Origin of the sequence: Flavobacterium sp. UBA2787, assembly GCA_002352205.1 — a bacterium.
Lineage (GTDB): Bacteria > Bacteroidota > Bacteroidia > Flavobacteriales > Flavobacteriaceae > Flavobacterium.
This window is the reverse complement of record DEHZ01000002.1, coordinates 104,696-126,078: the sequence shown is the minus strand read 5'-3', so window position 1 is coordinate 126,078 and position 21,383 is coordinate 104,696. Positions and strand designations below refer to the sequence as shown.

The 21,383-nt window shown below is 33.9% G+C and carries 20 protein-coding genes; 9 read left to right on the top strand and 11 right to left on the bottom strand.

Annotated features, from left to right (window positions below; all coding sequences use genetic code 11):
- Nucleotides 1-311 precede the first annotated feature (311 nt).
- From B4N66_RS01000 to B4N66_RS00980, 5 genes are all read left to right on the top strand, one after another.
- Nucleotides 312-1,490 carry an acyl-CoA dehydrogenase family protein gene (locus B4N66_RS01000; protein ID WP_291091857.1) on the top strand — a complete coding sequence of 393 codons (1,179 nt, stop codon included), beginning with the start codon at nt 312-314 and terminating at the stop codon, nt 1,488-1,490.
- A 111-nt stretch (nt 1,491-1,601) separates the two neighbouring features.
- A complete protein-coding gene (locus B4N66_RS00995; RefSeq protein WP_291091855.1) occupies nt 1,602-2,390 on the top strand; it encodes a DUF3050 domain-containing protein in 789 nt (262 codons plus the stop codon).
- A 54-nt stretch (nt 2,391-2,444) separates the two neighbouring features.
- Nucleotides 2,445-4,478 carry a M43 family zinc metalloprotease gene (locus B4N66_RS00990; RefSeq protein ID WP_291091853.1) on the top strand — a complete coding sequence of 678 codons (2,034 nt, stop codon included), beginning with the start codon at nt 2,445-2,447 and terminating at the stop codon, nt 4,476-4,478.
- 82 nt (nt 4,479-4,560) lie between these two features.
- Entirely contained in the window at nt 4,561-5,469 is a 909-nt protein-coding gene (locus B4N66_RS00985; protein WP_291091851.1) for a serine/threonine protein phosphatase, read from the top strand.
- Entirely contained in the window at nt 5,466-6,179 is a 714-nt protein-coding gene (locus tag B4N66_RS00980; RefSeq protein ID WP_291091849.1) for an SGNH/GDSL hydrolase family protein, read from the top strand. Before B4N66_RS00985 ends, B4N66_RS00980 begins: the two co-directional genes overlap by 4 nt.
- Here the strand turns inward: B4N66_RS00980 and B4N66_RS00975 are convergent, their stop codons facing one another.
- From B4N66_RS00975 to B4N66_RS00940, 8 genes are all read right to left on the bottom strand, one after another.
- The gene (locus B4N66_RS00975; RefSeq protein ID WP_291091847.1) at nt 6,180-6,518 is read right to left on the bottom strand and encodes a ferredoxin; all 339 of its coding nucleotides are present in this window, start codon (nt 6,516-6,518) and stop codon (nt 6,180-6,182) included.
- Between the two features lie 72 nt (nt 6,519-6,590).
- On the bottom strand, nt 6,591-7,649 hold the full coding sequence (locus B4N66_RS00970; RefSeq protein ID WP_291091845.1) for an NAD(P)/FAD-dependent oxidoreductase: 1,059 nt from the start codon (nt 7,647-7,649) through the stop codon (nt 6,591-6,593).
- Between the two features lie 274 nt (nt 7,650-7,923).
- Nucleotides 7,924-8,163 carry a NifU family protein gene (locus B4N66_RS00965; RefSeq protein WP_248432573.1) on the bottom strand — a complete coding sequence of 80 codons (240 nt, stop codon included), beginning with the start codon at nt 8,161-8,163 and terminating at the stop codon, nt 7,924-7,926.
- Nucleotides 8,163-9,308 carry an Mrp/NBP35 family ATP-binding protein gene (locus B4N66_RS00960; protein ID WP_291091842.1) on the bottom strand — a complete coding sequence of 382 codons (1,146 nt, stop codon included), beginning with the start codon at nt 9,306-9,308 and terminating at the stop codon, nt 8,163-8,165. The genes B4N66_RS00965 and B4N66_RS00960 overlap by 1 nt, the downstream gene beginning before the upstream one ends.
- A gap of 297 nt (nt 9,309-9,605) precedes the next feature.
- Complete coding sequence (locus tag B4N66_RS00955) at nt 9,606-10,907, bottom strand: TolC family protein (RefSeq protein ID WP_291091840.1); 1,302 nt, start codon at nt 10,905-10,907, stop codon at nt 9,606-9,608.
- The gene (locus B4N66_RS00950) at nt 10,900-13,329 is read right to left on the bottom strand and encodes an ABC transporter permease (RefSeq protein WP_291091838.1); all 2,430 of its coding nucleotides are present in this window, start codon (nt 13,327-13,329) and stop codon (nt 10,900-10,902) included. Before B4N66_RS00950 ends, B4N66_RS00955 begins: the two co-directional genes overlap by 8 nt.
- A gap of 11 nt (nt 13,330-13,340) precedes the next feature.
- Nucleotides 13,341-14,045, bottom strand: a complete 705-nt coding sequence (locus B4N66_RS00945) for an ABC transporter ATP-binding protein (RefSeq protein ID WP_291091837.1) — start codon at nt 14,043-14,045, stop codon at nt 13,341-13,343.
- A 23-nt stretch (nt 14,046-14,068) separates the two neighbouring features.
- Nucleotides 14,069-15,313, bottom strand: coding sequence for an efflux RND transporter periplasmic adaptor subunit (locus B4N66_RS00940; RefSeq protein WP_291091836.1), 1,245 nt, complete (start codon nt 15,311-15,313; stop codon nt 14,069-14,071).
- A 142-nt stretch (nt 15,314-15,455) separates the two neighbouring features.
- Here B4N66_RS00940 and B4N66_RS00935 point away from each other — a divergent pair, with 142 nt between their 5' ends.
- The 4 genes from B4N66_RS00935 (at nt 15,456) to B4N66_RS00920 (ending at nt 19,630) form a co-directional block, all read left to right on the top strand.
- On the top strand, nt 15,456-16,808 hold the full coding sequence (locus B4N66_RS00935; RefSeq protein WP_291091834.1) for a sigma-54-dependent transcriptional regulator: 1,353 nt from the start codon (nt 15,456-15,458) through the stop codon (nt 16,806-16,808).
- 12 nt (nt 16,809-16,820) lie between these two features.
- Entirely contained in the window at nt 16,821-18,149 is a 1,329-nt protein-coding gene (locus B4N66_RS00930) for a sensor histidine kinase (protein WP_291091832.1), read from the top strand.
- A 60-nt stretch (nt 18,150-18,209) separates the two neighbouring features.
- Nucleotides 18,210-18,794: a hypothetical protein gene (locus tag B4N66_RS00925; protein ID WP_291091829.1), complete on the top strand. Its 585-nt coding sequence runs from the start codon at nt 18,210-18,212 to the stop codon at nt 18,792-18,794.
- 71 nt (nt 18,795-18,865) lie between these two features.
- A complete protein-coding gene (locus B4N66_RS00920; protein WP_291091826.1) occupies nt 18,866-19,630 on the top strand; it encodes a hypothetical protein in 765 nt (254 codons plus the stop codon).
- Between the two features lie 49 nt (nt 19,631-19,679).
- Here B4N66_RS00920 and B4N66_RS00915 read toward each other — a convergent pair whose 3' ends face one another.
- The 3 genes from B4N66_RS00915 to trmB are packed head-to-tail and all read right to left on the bottom strand — an operon-like array spanning nt 19,680 to nt 21,338.
- The gene (locus B4N66_RS00915; protein WP_291091823.1) at nt 19,680-20,009 is read right to left on the bottom strand and encodes an MGMT family protein; all 330 of its coding nucleotides are present in this window, start codon (nt 20,007-20,009) and stop codon (nt 19,680-19,682) included.
- 11 nt (nt 20,010-20,020) lie between these two features.
- On the bottom strand, nt 20,021-20,653 hold the full coding sequence (locus B4N66_RS00910; protein WP_291091821.1) for a LysE family transporter: 633 nt from the start codon (nt 20,651-20,653) through the stop codon (nt 20,021-20,023).
- A gap of 10 nt (nt 20,654-20,663) precedes the next feature.
- Nucleotides 20,664-21,338 (bottom strand): tRNA (guanosine(46)-N7)-methyltransferase TrmB, encoded by a 675-nt coding sequence (gene trmB / locus B4N66_RS00905; protein ID WP_112084914.1) that lies wholly within the window; start codon nt 21,336-21,338, stop codon nt 20,664-20,666.
- Between the last annotated feature and the right edge of the window lie 45 nt (nt 21,339-21,383).

Genomic DNA, 21,383 nt, shown 5'->3' with positions numbered 1-21,383 from the left:
TATCGTAAACCTCATCTTAAATTTATAAACCACTTTGCAGTTTAAGTTTATGTATTGATTATTAACCACATATACAATTAACAAATGTAATAAGAATAATATTCATTGTCTGTAGAACAAACACTATTCGAGTGTAGTATTATTTCTATAAAGTTAAGCTTTTTAAAGTAAACTATCTTTTATATTAGAATTTGCTACTTTTTGCTTTACTATTTGCACTAAATAGCATTTAAAAAACTTAAAAATATAACAATTGTTAATTGATTTGTTACATTTCTTTACTTACTTTTGTCCAACTTAAATTGATTCAAATGAAACCAGACTTATTTCAAGCTCCTGATTATTATTTATTAGACGATTTGTTAACGGATGAGCATAAATTAGTGCGTGATTCTGCACGTGCTTGGGTTAAAAGAGAAGTTTCTCCAATAATTGAAGATTACGCTCAACGGGCAGAATTTCCAAAACAAATCATAAAAGGTTTGGGGGAAATCGGGGGTTTTGGACCTTATATACCAGAAGAATATGGTGGTGCAGGCTTAGACCAAATTTCTTATGGATTAATCATGCAGGAAATCGAAAGAGGTGATTCTGGAGTTCGTTCTACATCGTCTGTTCAGTCTTCTTTAGTTATGTATCCAATTTGGAAATATGGAAACGAAGAACAACGCATGAAATATTTACCAAAATTAGCCACAGGTGAAATGATGGGTTGCTTTGGTTTAACTGAACCTGACCACGGCTCAAATCCGGGCGGAATGACAACTAACTTTAAAGATAAAGGTGATTATTATTTGTTAAACGGAGCCAAAATGTGGATTTCCAATGCTCCTTTTGCAGATATTGCAGTTGTTTGGGCAAAAAATGAAGAAGGAAGAATTCACGGCTTAATAGTAGAACGCGGAATGGAAGGTTTTACTACTCCTGAAACACACAATAAATGGTCACTTCGTGCATCTGCAACTGGTGAATTAATTTTTGATAATGTAAAAGTGCCAAAGGAAAATCTATTGCCAAATAAATCAGGTTTAGGTGCTCCACTAGGCTGTTTAGATTCTGCTCGTTACGGAATTGCTTGGGGTGCGATTGGTGCTGCTATGGATTGTTATGATACGGCTTTACGCTATGCAAAAGAGCGAATTCAGTTTGATAAGCCTATTGCTGCAACACAACTGCAACAAAAAAAATTAGCCGAAATGATTACCGAAATCACAAAAGCTCAATTGTTAACCTGGCGTTTAGGTGTTTTGCGAAATGAAGGAAAAGCAACCACTGCTCAAATTTCTATGGCAAAAAGAAATAATGTGGACATGGCTATAAATATTGCTAGAGAAGCTCGTCAAATACTTGGCGGAATGGGAATTACAGGTGAATATTCAATCATGCGACACAGTATGAATTTAGAATCTGTGATTACGTATGAAGGCACGCACGACATTCACTTACTTATTACCGGAGCAGATATTACCGGTATGCAGGCATTCAAATAAGTAAACAATCATTAAAATAATCCAAAAAGCTTCTTCGTTCGAGGAAGCTTTTTTAGCTTTGTAAAGTAAAACTATCAACCTTTATACTTCGTATTTATAAATAAAAAAGCTATGAACATTTCTACCATCAACAAAAAAATACAACCACAAAAAGAACAATTATTACATCATCCTTTATATGAAAAAATCAAAACCATTGATGATTTAAGGCAATTTCAGGAATGTCACATTTATGCCGTTTGGGATTTTATGTCGCTCCTCAAAGCTCTACAAGCCACTTTAACGTGTACGGTTACTCCGTGGTTACCTATCGGAAATCCGGAAACGAGGTATTTGATTAATGAAATTGTATTGGCTGAAGAAACCGATATTTCTCTTGACGGAAAAAGACAAAGTCACTATGAAATGTATATTGATGCAATGAAATCATCTGGTGCAGATACCAAACCGATTGAATCATTTTTAGTAAATGTCATTCAAACCCAAAACATATTTGTTTCCATTAGAAAAAGTGATTTACATCCAAACATAAAAGATTTTCTTGATTTTACTTTCCGAGTGATTGAACAAGGCAAACCGCACGAAATTGCTGCCGCTTTCACTTTTGGACGAGAAGATTTAATTCCGGAAATGTTTACCGCTATTTTGAAAAATTTTCAAACTAATTTTCCCGAAACCGATTTATCTAAATTGATTTATTATTTTGAAAGACATATCGAGTTAGACGGAGATGAACACGGTCCGATGGCAATGCTAATGATAAACGAATTATGTGGAGAAAGTGAAACCAAATGGAAAGAGGTGGAAGAAATTTCCATTCAAGCATTAGAAAAACGAATTGGTCTTTGGAATGCGATTGAAGAAAAAATTCTTGAAGCAAATCTTACTTTAAGTGAATAAGTAGTTAAAATTATTTATATATTGCGACCTTTAAATCACTTACAGACAGCAAATATGAATAAAAATTTTACTTCAACACTTTTCTTTTTATCGTTTGTTTTGTTCTCACATTTTTCCGTTATCGGACAAAATAATGGAAATGCAATTCAATTTGGAAAATCGAAATTAGAAAAAATTAAATGTGCAACCACTGAAAACGAGCAAAAACTTCGGGAACTTTATCCAAACCGAAATAGTGATACTCAATTTGAAAATTGGTTAGCCCCAAAAATTGAAGCCATCAAAGCAAACAGATTGGCTTCAAGGCAAAATGATAATTCGATTTTAAATGTCATTACCATTCCGGTTGTTGTTCACGTCATTCACAACGGTGACGGATTAGGTGTAAATGAAAATATTACCGATGCACAAATTCTTTCACAAATTGCAGTTTTAAATCAGGATTTCGGAAGAATTGCAGGAACTCCCGGATTCAACACAAATCCGGTAGGAGTTGATACTGAAATTCAGTTTTGTATGGCTCAACGCGATCCAAACGGATTATTTACGACCGGTATAAATCGTTACAATTTAGGAAGCGAAGCCAGTTGGGAAATGGATGAAATAAATGAAGAAATAAAACCTCAAACACAATGGAATCCCAACGAATATTTAAATATTTGGGTGGTTAATAAAGTTGCTCTCAAATTTTTTGGCTTTGAAATTGGCGAAATTTTAGGCTATGCTCAGTTTCCGTCAGGCTCCGGATTAGAAGGGCTTGAAGAAGGAACCGGCCCTGCAAACACAGACGGTGTAGTTATTGGTCATCGCTATTTTGGCTCAAGCGATATTTATCCAGCGGGAACTTATTTTGCTCCAAATGACAAAGGAAGAACCACAACGCACGAAGTTGGCCACTACTTAGGATTAAGACATATTTGGGGTGATGGAAATTGCGATGCGGATGATTATTGCGAAGATACACCAAGAGCTTCTGCAGCAAATAGTGGTTGTTCGGTTGGAATGGATTCTTGCCCGTCATTTCCTGGTTTAGATATGGTTGAAAATTATATGGATTATTCGGACGATGCTTGTATGAACGTATTTACACAAGATCAAAAGGATAGAATGACTGCTGTTTTGACGAATGCACAACGAAGAGCGACTTTAGGAGCTTCATTAGGTTGTCAACCTGGTCAAACGTATGACAATGACGGATCACTTGATATTTTAGATTTAAATTTAGCTGAATGTGGCACCACATTATCTCCATCTTTACGATTAACAAATATTGGTAACAATACAATTTCCTCAGCTGAAATCACCTATAATACAGATGGAAATAATGACTTAACATTCAACTGGAATGGTACACTTACAAACGGTCAAAATGCAATTATTAATTTACCTTCTTTAACAACTAACGCAGGAAACAATACATTCAATGCCTCTGTAACATCTGTAAATGGTGTTAATGACGACAATGAATTAAACAGCACAAAAAGTCAAAATTTTGATGTTGTGTTAGCTAATACAGAACAAATTACAATTACTATTTTAACAGATGATTATGGAGATGAAACCACTTGGGTTTTGTTAGATAGTAATAACAATGAAATAGCTAGCGGCGGTCCTTACGAAGACAATACTGAGTATAATGAAACTATAGCCGTTTTAGATAATGAGTGTTACACTTTTACAATTTTTGATGAATTTGAAGATGGAATTTGTTGTGAGTATGGAATTGGAATTTATGAAATTAAAACCTTTGAAAATGAAATAATCGTTTCAGGTGGAGAATTTGGAGCATCTGAATCAAGAACATTTGGAATAGATCAAAACTTAAGCACAAATGAAAATAGTTTTTCAAATGGAATCAAGATATATCCAAATCCGGTTAGTTCACAATTAAATATCACTATTTCCGACGAAATTGGTCTACCAAATCAATTCACAGTCTACAACAGTTTAGGTCAAATAATTGAGAATAAAAAAGTAAATTCAAATTCCGATTTAACTGTAAACACAGCCACTTACAGTTCCGGAGTTTACTTCATCAAAATTATCAAAGAGGATCAATCAACAGTTATTCGATTTATAAAAAATTAAACTTAAACAAATTATAATTTTTAACCTCCAAAGCAATTTTGGAGGTTTTTTTTATATCTTTAAGATTCGATTATTTCTAATTATGTCATCACAAACCCGACTTACAAGAGCTTTTGAAAATGCGAAAAGAATTTCGTTTGACAATAAGTCAAAGTTCATTCTTTTTAGCGATTGTCATCGTGGAGATGCCAGTTTTGCTGATGATTTTGCAAACAATCGAAACATCTATTTCCACGCAATGAATCATTATTTTACTGAGGGTTTTAGCTATTGCGAATTGGGCGACGGTGATGAATTATGGGAAAACCTATTTTTTAAAGAAATTTTTGAAGCCCATAAAAATGTTTATATGCTTTTGAAAAAATTTCACGATTCCAATCGCCTGCATATGATTTATGGCAATCACGATATGGTTTATCGAGACAAAGATTTTGTAAAGAAAAAATTAAGCACTTTCTTCGATCCTAAAACGGAGAAAGATGAACCCCTTTTCCCTGGAATTGAATATAGTGAGGCCATTGTTTTAGAAAATTCAGAAACAGGTCAAAAGCTCTTTTTTGCACATGTTCATCAAGCTGATTTTATGAATTATATCGGATGGAAAATCAATCGGTTTTTAGTTCAAATTTTATGGAAGCCACTTCAGGTTTGGGGAATACAAGATCCAACGAGTCCGGCAAAAAATTATGTTGAATTAATTAAAGTCGAACGACGAATTAAAAAATGGATAGTAAGTAATCACAACATCATAACTATTACCGGTCACACACATCGGCCGCGATTTCCCAATACTAATGACAATTCAATAAATTATTTTAATTCCGGAAGTTGTGTCCATCCCAGAAGTATAACCGGAATCGAAATTGTGGAAGGTACGATTTCGTTAATTAAATGGTTTATTGATACCAAATCCGATGGAACGTTGCAAATTGTAAAAGAAATATTAGAAGGACCAGTTGAATTAATAGCTTATCAAAAAAAGGAAATATGAAAAGGCAAATTTATTTATTTATCATTCTTTTTTTATCATTCTTCGGATGTTCCAATGATGATGAAACAGTGCAAAACATTCCAAATCCAACAGTTAGAAATATAAAATATTTGGCTTTGGGTGATAGTTATACCATTGGTCAAAGTGTTTGTGATTATTGTCGATTTCCTGCACAATTGAAAGATAGTTTGAAAAATTATCTACCCGATACAGATGATATTTCAGTGAAAGTTGTGGCTCAAACCGGTTGGACAACAACCAACTTAAAAAACGCCATTGCGAATGAAAATTTAATAGCAGAATATGATTTAGTTACGTTGTTAATTGGTGTGAATAATCAATACCAAAACAGACCTTTTTCATTATACGAAACTGAATTTCCTGAGTTGTTACAAACAGCAATTACATTAGCAAAAGGAGACAAAAATCGTGTTATTGTAGTTTCAATTCCGGATTATGCTTTTACACCTTTCGGACAAGGAAGTTCAAATCCGGAGAATATTTCAGATCAAATTGATGAATATAATTTATTCGCAAAAAACCATACTGAATCACTGGGAATTGAATTTGTAAACATCACAGATATTACTCGAGAAGGATTAAACCACCCAGATTTGGTTGCTTCCGATAATTTGCATCCGTCTGAATTGGCTTATTCAAAATTTGTAGAAAGACTACTTCCTATCGGAAAGAATATTTTGGGGATTTAACTATTGTGCAGGAGCCAATTCAATTTCCAAACCGTTAATTTCCGTTGTAATGTGAATTTGACAACCTAATCTGCTGTTTTCTTTAACGTGATAGGCTTCCCAAAGCATCGCATCTTCGTCAGGTGATTTTTCCGGAAGCGGAACGTCGTTTTCATTCAAAACGTAACATTGACAAGAAGCACACATCGCCATTCCACCACAAACACCAATAGTTCCTTCTTCAGCTAGCTCATAAGCACGAACCAATTCCATGATGTTCATGTTCATATCGGTTGGAGCTTGGACTTCGTGTTTTGTTCCGTTTCGGTCGATGATTTTGATAGTGATGTCTTGGGACATAGTTTTTTGTTTCAGGTTTCAAGTTTCAGGTTACCAAAAAACTTGAAACCTGAAACTTGAAACAAAAATAAATTATTCTATCGATTTAACAACTGCTTTCTCGGCTTCTTTTCGTGTTCCGTCAAAACCATCGACACCGGAAACGGTGGTGTATTTCAGTACGTACTTTTTTCCGGGATTTAGTCGATTATAAACACTTTGACACATTAAAGTGGCTTCGTGGAATCCGCATAAAATGAGTTTTAATTTTCCGGGATAAATATTTACGTCGCCAATGGCATAAATTCCTTCGATGTTGGTTTGATAGTCTAGTGCATTATTAACTTTGATAGCATTCTTTTCGATTTCCAATCCCCAGTTGGCGATTGCTCCGAGTTTTGGTGTTAAACCAAAAAGCGGAATAAAATAATCAGTCTCAACATTCATTCTTGCTCCGTTGATTTCGATGTCAACCGATTCGATGCGTTCGGATCCTTTGAAACCAATGACTTCTGCAGGCGTGATTAATTTTATTTTCCCGGAATTTTTTAATTCTTGTACTTTTTCTACCGAATCTAATGCTCCACGAAATTCGTTTCTACGGTGAACTAAGGTTACTTCAGAAGCCACATCAGATAGAAAAATACTCCAATCTAAAGCTGAATCACCACCACCGGAAATGACGATTTTTTTTCCGCGATACTTTTCAGGATCTTTTACGAAATAATCTACTCCACGATCGTTTTGTTCGTAGAATTCGATGTCTTTAAGAATTGGTTTTCTGGGTTCGAATGTTCCTAAACCACCTGCAATTGCGATGGCTTTTGCTTGATGTTGTGTGCCTTTGTTGGTGGTCACAATAAAACTTCCGTCTTCTAGTTTTTCGATGGTTTCGGCGGTTTCCCCCAAGGTAAATCCGGGTTGGAATTGCTTGATTTGTTCCATTAAGTTGTTGACCAAATCGCCAGCCAATACTTCGGGATAACCCGGAATATCGTAAATTGGTTTTTTGGGATATAATTCGGCTAATTGGCCTCCGGGTTGCGGAAGTGCATCAATTATATGGCATTTTAATTTTAATAATCCTGCTTCGAAAACGGCAAAAAGTCCGGTTGGGCCGGCTCCAATGATGAGTATATCGGTTTGTATCATTCTTTTAAGTTGCTGAGTTACTGAGAAACTGAGTTACTGAGTTTTTAGATTTTACTTTGCGAAAATAGTTTTTCTTTTTTCTTTTGGATATGATATTTGTCAGTTAGCACGGTCTGCGTGAGGGATAGTAGCGGAAAGCCCGGAGCACAAAAAAACAAATTTTCTTGGGCTCAAAAAGCGACCAGCGGAAGCTCTTTTGTGACCATAGAAAATTGTTTTTTTGGGCGAGGACTTGGAGCGGATAGCCCGACCCTTGCGGTCACGCCCAAAAAATTTAAGCTACGTTTTCGACTGTTTCGATTTGTGGCACATATTTTTTGATGGTCGTTTCTACACCGGCTTTCAACGTCATTTGGTTTACGCTACAGCCTACGCAGGCTCCTTCGAGTCGTACTTTTACGTGTTTGTCGTCGAGCACGTCGATGAGTGAAATATCGCCGCCATCTGATTTGAGGAACGGACGGATTTCGTCTAGTGCTTTTTCGATTTCTACTCTAATTTCTTCGTTTGTCATTATTTCTTTCCTTTTACAGCCGAACATCCGGCCATTGTGGTTATTTTGATTGCTTCGGTTGGTGGTAAACTTTCGTTTCGGTTCACAACTTCTTGCACTACATTTCGGGCAATTTCTTCGAAAGCGGCTTCCAGCGGCGTTGCGGTTTGAAGAGCGGCCGGACGACCGTAGTCTCCTGCTTCGCGAATGCTTTGAATTAACGGAATTTCTCCTAACATTGGTACTTGCAAATCTTCGGCTAAATTTTTGGCTCCTTCTTTTCCAAAGATATAATATTTGTTATTTGGAAGTTCTTCCGGCGTGAAATAAGCCATATTTTCAATGATACCTAACACGGGAACGCTAATTGCATCTGATAAAAACATTGAAACACCTTTTTTAGCGTCGGCTAAAGCCACGGCTTGCGGTGTGCTCACCACAACAGCTCCTGTGATGGGCAGCGATTGCATAATGGAAAGGTGAATGTCGCCTGTTCCGGGTGGTAAATCGATGAGCAGGAAGTCGAGTTGACCCCAATCGGCATCAAAAATCATTTGGTTTAAGGCTTTTGCAGCCATTGGTCCACGCCAAATGACAGCTTGGTCGGGTTTGGTGAAAAATCCGATGGAAAGAATTTTTACTTCGTAACTTTCAACCGGTTTCATTTTTGATTTTCCGTCGACCTCAACTGAGATTGGTTTTGAGTGCTCAACGTCGAACATAATTGGCATCGATGGTCCGTAAATATCGGCATCTAAAACACCAACATTGAATCCCATTTTGGCTAATGTTACGGCTAAATTGGCTGTTACGGTAGATTTTCCAACGCCGCCTTTTCCGGATGCAATGGCAACAATGTTGCTGATTCCGGGAATTGGTTTTCCTTTGATTAGGTTTGGATTTTCAGGTTTTTCGGGAGCTTCTACTTTGATGTTTACTTTTACTTTCGCTTTTTCGTACACCAAATCGTGTATGGTTTTGATGATGTCAACTTCTGCTCTTTTCTTAATATGTAAAGCAGGAGTTGATAATACTAATTCTACCACTACTTCGTCGCCAAAAGTGAGTACGTTTTGCACGGCTCCGCTTTCAACCATATTCTTTCCTTCGCCAGCCACAGAAATGGTTTCTAAGGCTTTGAGTATTTCTTTTCTGTCGAGTTTCATATATAATTTTATCTCTAACTATGAACCATTTTTAATTACTAAAAAATCAGTTTTATTTATACTGAGTTTAGATTACAAAGATAATACGAAAAGTGCAGAAACAGTAGTTAAAGAATTGAAAATGTTTATGGAGGGATAAGCGGAAGGTTATGGGTAAACAATCGCATTTTTTTCAGTTGGACACTTTATAAATTGAAAATTGATTTTTACAACTGATTTTTACAATATTGCTGTATGAATTAAATAATTATCCCACGGTTGAAACCGTGGGCTATGTTTAACTATCTGAAGAAAATATTACAACTGATTTTTAGTAAGCAAATTGATTCTCACAGAAGTATATTGAAACAACAAATCATTTTTTAAAACTTCGTATTCGGCATTTAATCGCTGGTTTTTAATGGTTGAAAACACAACTGCATCTGTTTTTCCGGTTAAGAATTTTGCTTGCGAAGTGGTAAACATTTTTTCTGCCAAGTCAAGTGAATTTTTGAGTTTTTGATTGCGTTGCAAATAGTTATTCTTTTGCGTTTTTTCTAATTCGATTTGTTGATTGATTTTAATTTTCTCTTGTTCGGCTTCCCATTTGGTTTTTTCGGTTTGAATTTTTGCCGCAGCAATTCTTCGGTTATGTTTGAATCCGGTGAAAATGGGTATTTGCAATTGCAATCCGGTTTGATGGTATTTATTATTGTCAAATTGTGTTTGAAAATTATCTACCACTACATCCGGTCTGTTTATCGGAGCAGAATAAAACGTTGAAAACCCATAAAAAGCAGATAAGGTCGGAAGGTTGTCTCCTCGCAGAACACCTACTTCTTTTTTGGAACTTTTATAATTAATTTCGGCAAATTTCAGTTTTGGATTGTTGGTGATTTCAACATTATTTTCATTTGAATTTGTAGCAAAATAAGGTTCTAAAATTACATTTTTTGTATTTGTTTCATTATCATTCATTAACTGAAAAAGTTCTTTTTTTTGGTATTCGTACAATTGTTCAGAAACTAAAATTTGATTTTCTTCCTGCGAGAAATTGAATTGCATATCATATAAATCACTTTTGGGTTTGCTTCCGATTTCGACTTCTTTTTGAATTCTTTCTAAATTGTAAATTGCATTTTCGAATTGTTCTTTTTGGATTTTCAGTTGTTCTTGACTGTATAAAACTTCAAAATATTTTTCAAGTAGTTGCAATTTATATTCGTACTCAATCACTTCTTTGTCGGCTTTGCTTAATTCGATTTCCAATTTATTTTTTCGAGCTGTAGATAAGGTAGAAAAATCGAGTACATTGATGCTGGCATTCAAATTCACGTTATCCCACTGAATATCTGAACTCACTCTGGCATTGGTGCTCGGGTCAATCGTTGAACCAAAATTATAACTATGATTAGCACTTAATCCTACCGAAGGAACCAATTCCAAAATAGGATGCGTATAATTTTTCTTGGAACGCGAAATCTCTAACTGCTGAATTTTTATGTCGATATTGTTATTCAAAGCCACATCAAAACACTTTTGCAGTGACCAAGAAATTTCTTGGCCACGCACAAAAATGCTCGAAGTAAATAAGAACACAATTAGTAACCTCTTATTCATATTTTAAGTAATTTAAAACTTCCACTTTAGTAGCTTGATAGGCTTTGGAAAGCACTACGACCAGCGTTAAAATCAATAGAATCACAAAACCAATGAAAAACGGCATTAGTGTAATATCAATACGATAAACGAAATTTTCTAACCATTTTCCGAGTAAAAAATAGACCGGAAAGAGAGCCAATAAAAATCCGATAAGGCAAAAAACGATATACTGTTTTGATAAATCTTTTAGTAATGTTTTGGTTTCTGCACCCAATGTTTTGCGGATGGCAATTTCTTTCATTCTTCGTTGGATGGAATAAGATGCTAACGAAAACAATCCGAACAACGCAATCAAAATCACGATGACGTTGAGTAACGAGAAAAGGTCTTTTTGTTTGACGTAGGTTTCATACGTTCTTGCAAAATGTTTATCTACAAAATCATAGGTGAACGGATAATCGCCATCGATCTTTTTGATCCAAAACTTTTCGATATCGGCTTTGGTTGTTTCCAATTCTTCGGGATTCACTTTTACATAAATTTTATTGACATTAAAAATCATCCAATCGACTGTTTTGAAGTGAAAGAAAGCCATCGGCGGAATTTCGTTATGTGGTCCGTTGAGATGAAAGTCTGTAACCACACCAACTATTTTAAGTTTTTTTCCGTTCCAATCAATTTCTTTTCCCAAAACATCTTTTTCATTCATCATTTTTTCGGCTGTTTCGTTAATTAAAATGGATGAAATTGAATCGGATGCATATTTTTCAGAAAGCCCTCTTCCTTTTTTTATTTTAATATTCATCATATCGAGCATGTCAAAATCCATACCCATATTTTGCCCTTGAATAGTAACTTCGTTATGGCTAAAACTTGACGATGAGTTTGCTCCATTTCCGAAAGAAAATGATCCGGTTGCTACTTGTTTGACTCCTTTTATTTTAGACAATTCTTGTTTGATAGTTAAATACCTTGACAGCAATTTTTCTCGCATTCCTTGTTTTGAAAAGTCATACGGATTTCGGTAATCAATTTGAATGATTTGTTCACCTTTGAAACCCAATTCTTTATTTTGCAAATAATTTACTTGTTGGTAAACAATGTACGAACCAATGATAAAAAATGATGCGATTCCGAATTGAAGAATGAGCATCGCATTTCGCAACCAAACGCCACTTTTACTTCTGCCAAAATTACCTTTTAGCACTTTCAGCGTTTCAAAATTGGACACATAAACAGAAGGAAAAATTCCCGCTACGATGATTACGATTAGAAAAATCACTATCAATTGGATGTAGAATTGGCTTCCGTGAATGAGTAAAGTTTTACCTAAAAATTCATTGTAATACGGCAATGATAATTCAACAATAACTAATGCTACTAAAATGGAGAAAGTTGTAATTAATACTGTTTCAAAAATAAATTGTTTTACAATATTGCTTTTGGATGCTCCTAAAATCTTTCTAACACCCACTTCTTTGGCTCTTTGAATGGCATTGGCTGTAGCCAAATTGATATAATTAACAATCGAAAGAATTAAAATTAAAACCGATAATCCTACCATAATCATCAAAAACTGATAATTTCCTTGTCCTTCTGCATAACCATCCACTTTGCTGTGAAGACGAGCATTTTCTAATGGTTCTAAAAGAATTTGTGTTTGAAATCCGCCTTGCTTTTTCCATTCATCTAAGGTAATTCCTTGCTCTTTAGCCCATTTTAACTCACGGTTTTCACTCATTAACCTTTGTAATTTGAATGCTACTTTTTCTGCATCAGATGGGTTTTTTAATTTAAGTAATAATCCAAACGTAAAATTGCCCCACTGGTCTTTGTCTTCTTCTAATCTACTGTTTATTAAATTGGTTACTGCTTGCGGCTCTAGGGATGATTTTCCTGAAATTTTATAAACTCCTCTTACTACTAATTTTCGACCGGAATAAGTCACTTCTTTCCCAATTGGTTCCTCATTTCCAAATAATTTTTCCGCTGTTTCTTCCGATATTGCAATGCTGTTTTTGTCCGGAAGAGGATTTTTACTATTTCCTTTGACAAATTCAAAAGGGAAAAATTCAAAGAAAGTTTTTTGTGCGTCAATAATAGGAACAATTTCTTTTTTGTTTTTAAACTGAATTATTTCGTTGTAATACCATTGATTTAAGTAACAATAGGAATCCAATTCGGGAAATGATTTTTGAAGATACGGTTCAAAAGTCGCAACCGAAGTTGCCCAGTATGTATCGTAAGAAACATAACTTACTGCGTGCATAACGTGTTTTTTGTGCGGATTCCAATCATTATAACTCTGCTCATCGTTCCAGTACAAAATAGCAAAAATTAATCCTGCGATTCCTAAACTCAAACCTAATGTGTTGAGAATAGTGAAAAGTTTATTTTTTTTGAGTTGATATAAAAATATCTTGATCCAATTATTAATCATAATTTCACTGTTTAATTGGTTACCAATACGTCAACATTTCTACTGTTTTGTTTTTCTGAAATCACCATTCCGTCTTTCATATAAATGGTTTTTTGCGAAAAAGAAGCGTCATAATCAGAATGCGTTACCATTAAAATAGTGGCTCCATTGGCGTGTAAATCGGTTAACAATTCCATCACTTCATTACCGTTTTTACTGTCTAAATTTCCGGTAGGTTCATCAGCCAAAATGATTTTTGGATCATTAATTAAAGCTCTAGCCACGGCAACTCTTTGCTGCTGACCGCCGGAAAGCTGTTGTGGAAAATGTTTTAAACGATGTGAAATTGCCAAACGTTCGGCAATTGCTTCAACTTTTTTCTTTCTTTCTGACGTTGGAACATTGTTATAAATAAGTGGTAATTCGATATTGTCAAACACGGAAAGTTCATCAATCAAGTTGAAATTTTGAAAAATAAATCCAATGTTTTGTTTTCTGATTTTCGATTTTTCTGATTCACTCAAACCATTCATTTCCTGATTCAACAATTGATAACTTCCTCCTGAAGCACTGTCTAACAAACCCACAATATTGAGCAAAGTTGATTTTCCGCAACCGGAAGCTCCCATAATGGTAATGAATTCACCTTGATTGACAACCAAATCAATTTCGTTTAATGCTTTGGTTTCTACTTCTTCGGTTCGGAAAATTTTTGATAATTTTTTGATTGTGATCATATTATTCGTTTTTTGATTGATGATTAATTTTTATTTAAATTTAAAACTTCTACTTCTGCATAATCTTTATAACCGGAAGTTATTACTTTTTCGCCAACTTTTAATCCGGAAAGCACTTCATAATACAATGGATTTTCTCTTCCTAATTTAATTTCTCTGCGTTCTGCTTTATCACCATTGACAACAAAAATCCATTTTCCGGCAGTTTCCTGATAAAAACTTCCTTTTGGAATGACGGTTGATTTTGTTTTTTCGGATAATAAAAGTCGTACTCCAAAGCTTAATCCTTGACGTAAATCGAGTTCTTTATTGTTTGCAAACTGCAATTCTACTTGAAACCGACCATTTTTTACTTCCGGAATTACTTTGGAAACGATAACTGAAATTATTTTCTCTTTGTATTCGATGTTTGCTTTTTGACCTTCAGAGACTTTTTCCAAATAAAACTCATCCACATCAGCCATTAATTTATAGCCTTTCATCACATCAATTTTACCGATGGTTTCTCCGGCGGAGTAATTTTTTCCTAAGACTGGTTCAAATGATGAAAGCCTTCCTGCCAAGGATGCCACCACTAAAAAATTCTTTTTGTTTTCACGTAAGATTTGCAAACTTTTTTGCATAATTCCTTGCGATTGATTGATTTGTGCGATTAAAATTTGATTGTCTTTTTTCTCCTTTTGAACACTTTGTTGAATGATGTTTTTTCGTTCGGTTTGATATCGAAAATTTTCCTGCGTAGTTTCCCATTCATTTTTGGAAAGAATTTCTTGTTTGTATAATTTCTGATTCAAATCATATAAATTTTTGGCGTCAAAATAATCGTGTTCAATAGAAATTAAATCTTTTGCCAAATTTAATTCCTGTGTTCGCAAATCGAGTTTGGCTTTATTCAAATTATTGATTTGTTCAATCATCGCCGTTTCTTGATTCATAAAACTTAATTCGGTATTTGGGTTGTATAATCGAGCTAAAGGCTGACCTTTTTCGACAAAATCGCCGTTTTCAACAAAAATTTCCTGAATGGAACCACCTTCAATGACATTAATCAGCATTGAATTTAAAGGTTCAACTTTCGCCTGAAAAACAATATAATCTTCAAAATTTTCAACCATAACGGATTTAATTGAAACTTCCGAAGAAGAAACATCTAAACTTCTTTTTTTGGTCATACTCATCACGACCAAAACAGTCAATAGCAAAAAAACTACAGAAGCGATCAGTATGTATTTATTTTTTCTATTTTTACGAGGAACGATGGTGTCCATAATACATTTATTTGTAATGGTTTATATCAATTTTGTGCCAAAAATTAAAGTTTTGTAACGTATTGATTTTTAACTCATCTCAAAATCAACAAAAAATCAAGTGTTCATTTTCGGACACAGATTGTTCGCAATTGAACAGCTTATGAAAAAAACAAATGCCAACATTTTAATCATTGACGATCAAGAAGACATTCTTTTTGCTTGTAAAATGGTTTTGAAGAAACATTTTGAAACTATTTTTACGATCAATAATCCTAAAAAAGTTGTTGAGCTTTTGGCTGATAATGAGATTGACGTCGTTTTGCTCGATATGAATTACCGTATTGGTTTTGAAGACGGAAGAGAAGGAATTTATTTGTTGAAGGAAATCAAAACGCTTTCACCTAAAACGACTGTGATTTTAATGACTGCTTTTGGAAAAGTTGAAACCGCCGTTGAAGGATTGAAATTAGGAGCTTTTGATTATATTTTAAAACCATGGGACAATGAAAAATTGGTTTCAGTTGTGAAATTTGCTGTTGATGAAAGCCGAAAAGTTAGAAAGAAATCGATAACTTCAGAAAAGTTAGATTCTTTTTTCATCGGAAAATCGATAGCTATTCAAAAAGCATATTCTTTAGCGGACAAAGTAGCTAAAACAGATGCAAATGTTTTGATTTTAGGTGAAAACGGAACAGGAAAGTTTGTTTTAGCACATTATATTCATCAACAATCCAACCGAAAAAAAGAACCTTTTGTGCACGTTGATTTGGGTTCGCTGAGTGAAAGTATTTTTGAAAGTGAGTTGTTTGGCTATGTAAAAGGAGCTTTTACAGATGCTAAAAACGATACGCCGGGACGATTTGAAGCGGCTCAAAACGGTACGATTTTTTTAGATGAAATTGGCAATGTACCGTTACATTTGCAAACTAAATTATTGCAAGTTATTCAAAATAAATCGGTTACACGAGTGGGTGAATCCAAGGCTAGACCTTTGAATATTCGAATTATTACGGCGACAAATCTTGATTTGAAAAAAGAAGTCAACACAAAAAATTTCAGAGAAGATTTGTATTACCGCATCAATACAATGGAAATTAAACTTCCTTCGCTTCACGAACGAAAAGAAGATATTGTTCCGTTGGCTACTTTTTTATTAGAAAAAATTACTGAAAAATATGAGCGAGAGGAAATTGTTTTTGATGAAAAAGCGTTGGAACAAATTCAGAAACACGCTTGGAAAGGAAACATTCGCGAGATGGAAAACCGCATTGAACGTGCTGTGATTTTGTGTGAAAACAATACCATCAAAAGTTCCGATTTAGATTTGGATGTGATAAACTTTTCACTCATTGAAATGGAAGAAATGCCCTTGTCCGACATTGAAAAAATTTCCATTGAAAAAGTGTTGAATAAAAACAATTTCAACATTAGTAAATCGGCGGAAGAACTCGGACTTTCAAGAGCGGCTTTGTATCGAAGAATGGAAAAATACAATTTGGGTTCAACCGATTAATCACAAATAGGTTTGAAAAATTTAAAATTATATCATCAACTTTTTATCCGATTATTACTATTGCTTTTGGTATTTATCGGCAGTTTTTTGTTGTTGTATAACTCCTTAGTTTATTCATCAATTTTTGGCTTTTTACTTTTTTTATTAATGGGAATTGAGTTTTTTTCTTTTCTTCGAAATACGTTTTTATTTTATGATAAAACCATTGCAGCGATTTTAAACAATGATTTTTCGGCGGATTTTTCTAAACATAAATCGTATGATAATTATAAAAATTTGTTTCGATTATATGATTCATTGAAACAGAATCAAAACGAACAAGTTTCGAAAGATTTGGTTTATCGATCCATTTTGAACAATATTGAAACCGGTGTTTTAATTCTTCAAAAATCAGAAGAAGACTGGAATATTTTTTTGATGAACGACTATTTTTCGAGTCATTTTATGGTTCCGAAAGTGTCAAAATGGATGTATTTAAAAAATCAATTGCCTTCGCTTTGCGAAATTATTGAAGAACGAAATTTTGAAGAATTGAAAACGTCTCTGCAAATTCGAGTGAACAAAGAAGACGCCCAAACCTTTATGCTTCAAGCTTCAAAAACAAAAGCTTACAACCAGGAATATTACATTGTATTGTTGGATTCCATTCAAAAAGTAGTTGAGAAAAAAGAAAAAGAAGCTTGGATTAATTTGATGAAAGTCATCTCGCACGAATTGATGAATTCGATTACGCCTATTCGTTCGCTTACTCAGAATTTGAATGAGTTGATGCAACAAGATTCGCTTTCAAAAGACGATTTAGACGACATTAAAGAAAGTGTTTCTACGATGATTCACCGTAGCAATCATCTGCAAAATTTTGTGGAAAGCTATCGGAAAATAGCAATGCTTCCATCTCCTAAAAAGGAAAAAACAGAACTCAATCAGTTGATGAAAAACGCACTTCAATTGATGAATCCATTGTTTAAAAAAGAAAATATTATTATTAAAAATACTATTTCTTTCAATAGATGGATTATGGTTGATTCACTTCAAATGGAACAAGTGCTGATTAATTTATTAACCAATAGTTTGTATGCTTTGGAAGGAAAAGACGAAAAAATCATTGAAATTTCGGCTGAACAAAAGAACAAACGATTGTTTATTTCTATTTCCGATTCAGGAATTGGTATTGATGCAGAAATTGAAGACAAAATTTTTCTACCGTTTTTCACCACCCGAAAAGAAGGAGCCGGCATTGGATTGACCTTATCAAAAAATATTATTGAAGCTCACGGTGGTTATCTGAATTATCAAATGGATGAAAATAAAACACGATTTATTATTTGTTTGGTGGAATGAGATTTGTAATTATTTGTAAATTTTTGAAAAATTAGGAAAAATTAGGAAAAAATACGAAATATGGGATTAACTATTCATTACAGCGGAAAATTAAAATCTGCATCATTACTTTCAGAATTAATTGATGAAATAAAAGATATTGCAAAAACGAATGAATGGAAATATTTTGTTTTTGAAGATAAATTTCCAAAAGATAGTTTTTCAAAAGAAATTGACAAAAAGAATTTATATGGAATAATGTTAAATCCACCAGGTTCGGAACCAGTTTGTTTTTCATTTTTGAATAATGGAAAAATGTGTGGAATTTTAAATCACAATCATTTGCAAATTGATCCATCCATCAATGGGATTATGTTATATACAATTTCAACAAAAACACAATTTTCAACTCCTGAAATTCATCAAAAAATCATACTTTTATTGGATTATGTCAAGACAAAATACCTCAAAAAATTTGAATGTTATGACGAAGGAAAATTTTGGGAAACGAGAGATAAAGAAACATTAGTCGAAATTTTTGAACGCAATGAACGATTAATCAATAGTTTTTCGAGTGCAATAGAAATGATTCCGAAAAATGAAGGTGAAAATTTGGAGGATTATTTGATTCGAATGGCGGAAATAATAAATAGTAAAGAAAAATAAAAGGAGATTGATTTTTGAGTAGGAAACATTTAGCGGTCAGGATAAAAGACGGCACCCAACAAAACAACTAAATGACTAAAACTAAGAAGATAGTAGGAATTATATTGACAATAATCTTGACGGCATTGTTGGGTCTTTTATACTATTCTATTGAGAACTTTTTTCATAGTGACTTTGGTTGTGGCTGTAGTTCAACTTGCAGAGTCTATTATCCAGTTTTGACTTCTCGACTTGTTGGATATTCAATGATGACAAGCTCTGTAGTTTTGTTCATTGCGAGTGTTTGGAAGTTTAAAGATCTTTCAAGATGGTGGACAATCTTAGCAACACTCATTTTCTCATTAGCATTTTACGGAAACGGTTTTATGATTTTTAATAAAGGAGTTTGTGGGTACTCACTAAACAAAGCGACATTCTTCATTAATCAAACAAAGTTGGGTGATTTCGCTAAATCAGACGGTGAAACAATTAATCTTGACAGTTTAGATGCAGGAAAATATAAAGGTAAATTATTAGGATATTCATTCAAAGGTAATAAATTGAAAATCTTCAAAATCGGAGATGAACCAGAAGTTCTTAGCACCAGATTTCTATTTTGGAAAATACGAAATAATATAATACTTAACGATTTTTCTTATGGACTAAACTCTTTCAGAAATTTTGAAGTTGAAAAAACAAAAGGTCATTATGAATTTATTGGCGGACAAGGAATGACAGAAAAAGACTTTTTGGACGAATTTATTCTTACCCAAAAGGATTTAACTATTAATTTGAAGAACAAAAGAATAATTAATCATAATGACGGTACAACAAGATTTATATTTGAAACTAACTAATGAAATATTTAGCAATTTCTAATTTAGCAAAAACTAAAATGTTGTTTAATTACTTCAAATCACCAACCTCGGGCTCCCAAAAAACCTTTTCAAAATCCACAATCTGATTATCAACCACCTCAATACCTTCGCTTTCCAGTAATTGTTGCATTAAATTAGTGCCTTGAAAGTGATGTTTTCCGGAAAGTATTCCTTTTCGATTTACTACTCGATGTGCAGGAACGTCTTCCATATTGTGCGAAGCATTCATTGCCCAACCAACCATTCTGGCTGAACGAGCTGTTCCTAAAGCTTTGGCAATTGCTCCGTATGAAGTGACTTTTCCATACGGAATTTGTCTGGCGATGGTATACACTCTTTCAAAAAAATTTTCTTCCATCTTTAAAGAAATTATTGCGAGAAAATTTTGAACAAAGTAATCAATGCTACTATTCCGGTTATAGAACCGATGACATAATTGATGTTTCTGGATAAAAAAGAATCCTTTTTTTCTTTCCCTTTAAAAAAAGAAATGTATCCGAAAAAAACTAAAAAAGCGGCAATGGCTGAAGCGGCAGAAAAAGAATAAATAAAGAACGTATCAAAATTAAAATAACCATACGAACCTAATGTGATACTCACAAAAACATAATACGGAATTGGAAATAAATTAAGTAAAGACAACAACATTCCTAAAAAGAAACGACTGGATTTGCTTCGCATTTTAATTTCTTCTTTCTTTTTTTTGGTTTTAGGTTTTTTGGCAATCCATAAGAAATAAACCGTTAAGACCGTAAAAATGACTAAACCAATTTCTTGTAAAACAGCACTGATATCGGCTCTTCTATCAATAAACCGAGCAAATAAAACAGCCAATAAGGTTTGAAAAAAAACAATTATTGAAGCTCCAAATGCAAACCATAACGCACGATTTCTTCCGTCACGCATACTCACTTTTGCGGCAGTCATGTTGAGCAATCCGGGTGGAGTTGTTCCTATGGCTGCTGCTGAAAGTCCGAGGATGATAGGAAGGGTGAGGTTCATTTATGGCGTTTTACTTTATTTTAAATTGAATATATGTGATTGCTTTATTAATTTCTAAATATTGCTTTTCGTAAAATGTTTGAATGGCCGTCACCACTTCCGGTGAACCTTCATTCCGATAGACATTATGATTGGCATATATCACTTCGTGACCTTCACCGTGCAATAAACCAAGTGTGTAGCCGTGCATGAATTCGCTATCGGTTTTCAGGTGAACAATTCCGTCTTTTTTGAGCACTTTTTTATAGCGTTGTAAAAATTCGGTATTTGTCATTCTGTGTTTGGTTCGTTTGTATTTGATTTGTGGATCGGGAAAGGTTATCCAAATTTCATCCACTTCATTTTCGGCAAAGCAATATTCGATTAATTCAATTTGTGTGCGAAGAAAACCAACGTTATTCAATCCTGTTTCTACAGCTGTTTTTGCACCACGCCAAAATCGAGCACCTTTAATATCGATTCCGATAAAGTTTTTGTTAGGATAACGTTCTGCTAAACCTACTGAATATTCTCCTTTTCCACATCCTAATTCTAAAACAATTGGATTATCATTTTTAAAAAAGTTCTTATTCCAATTTCCTTTCCATTCAAAATCGCCCGAAACTACTTCCTCACGAGTTGGTTCTATTACATTTTGAAACGTTTCATTTTCTTTAAAACGTTTTAATTTATTCTTACTTCCCACTTAATTTAATTTTTTGGTAAAATTAGGGAAATATAACCAATCAAA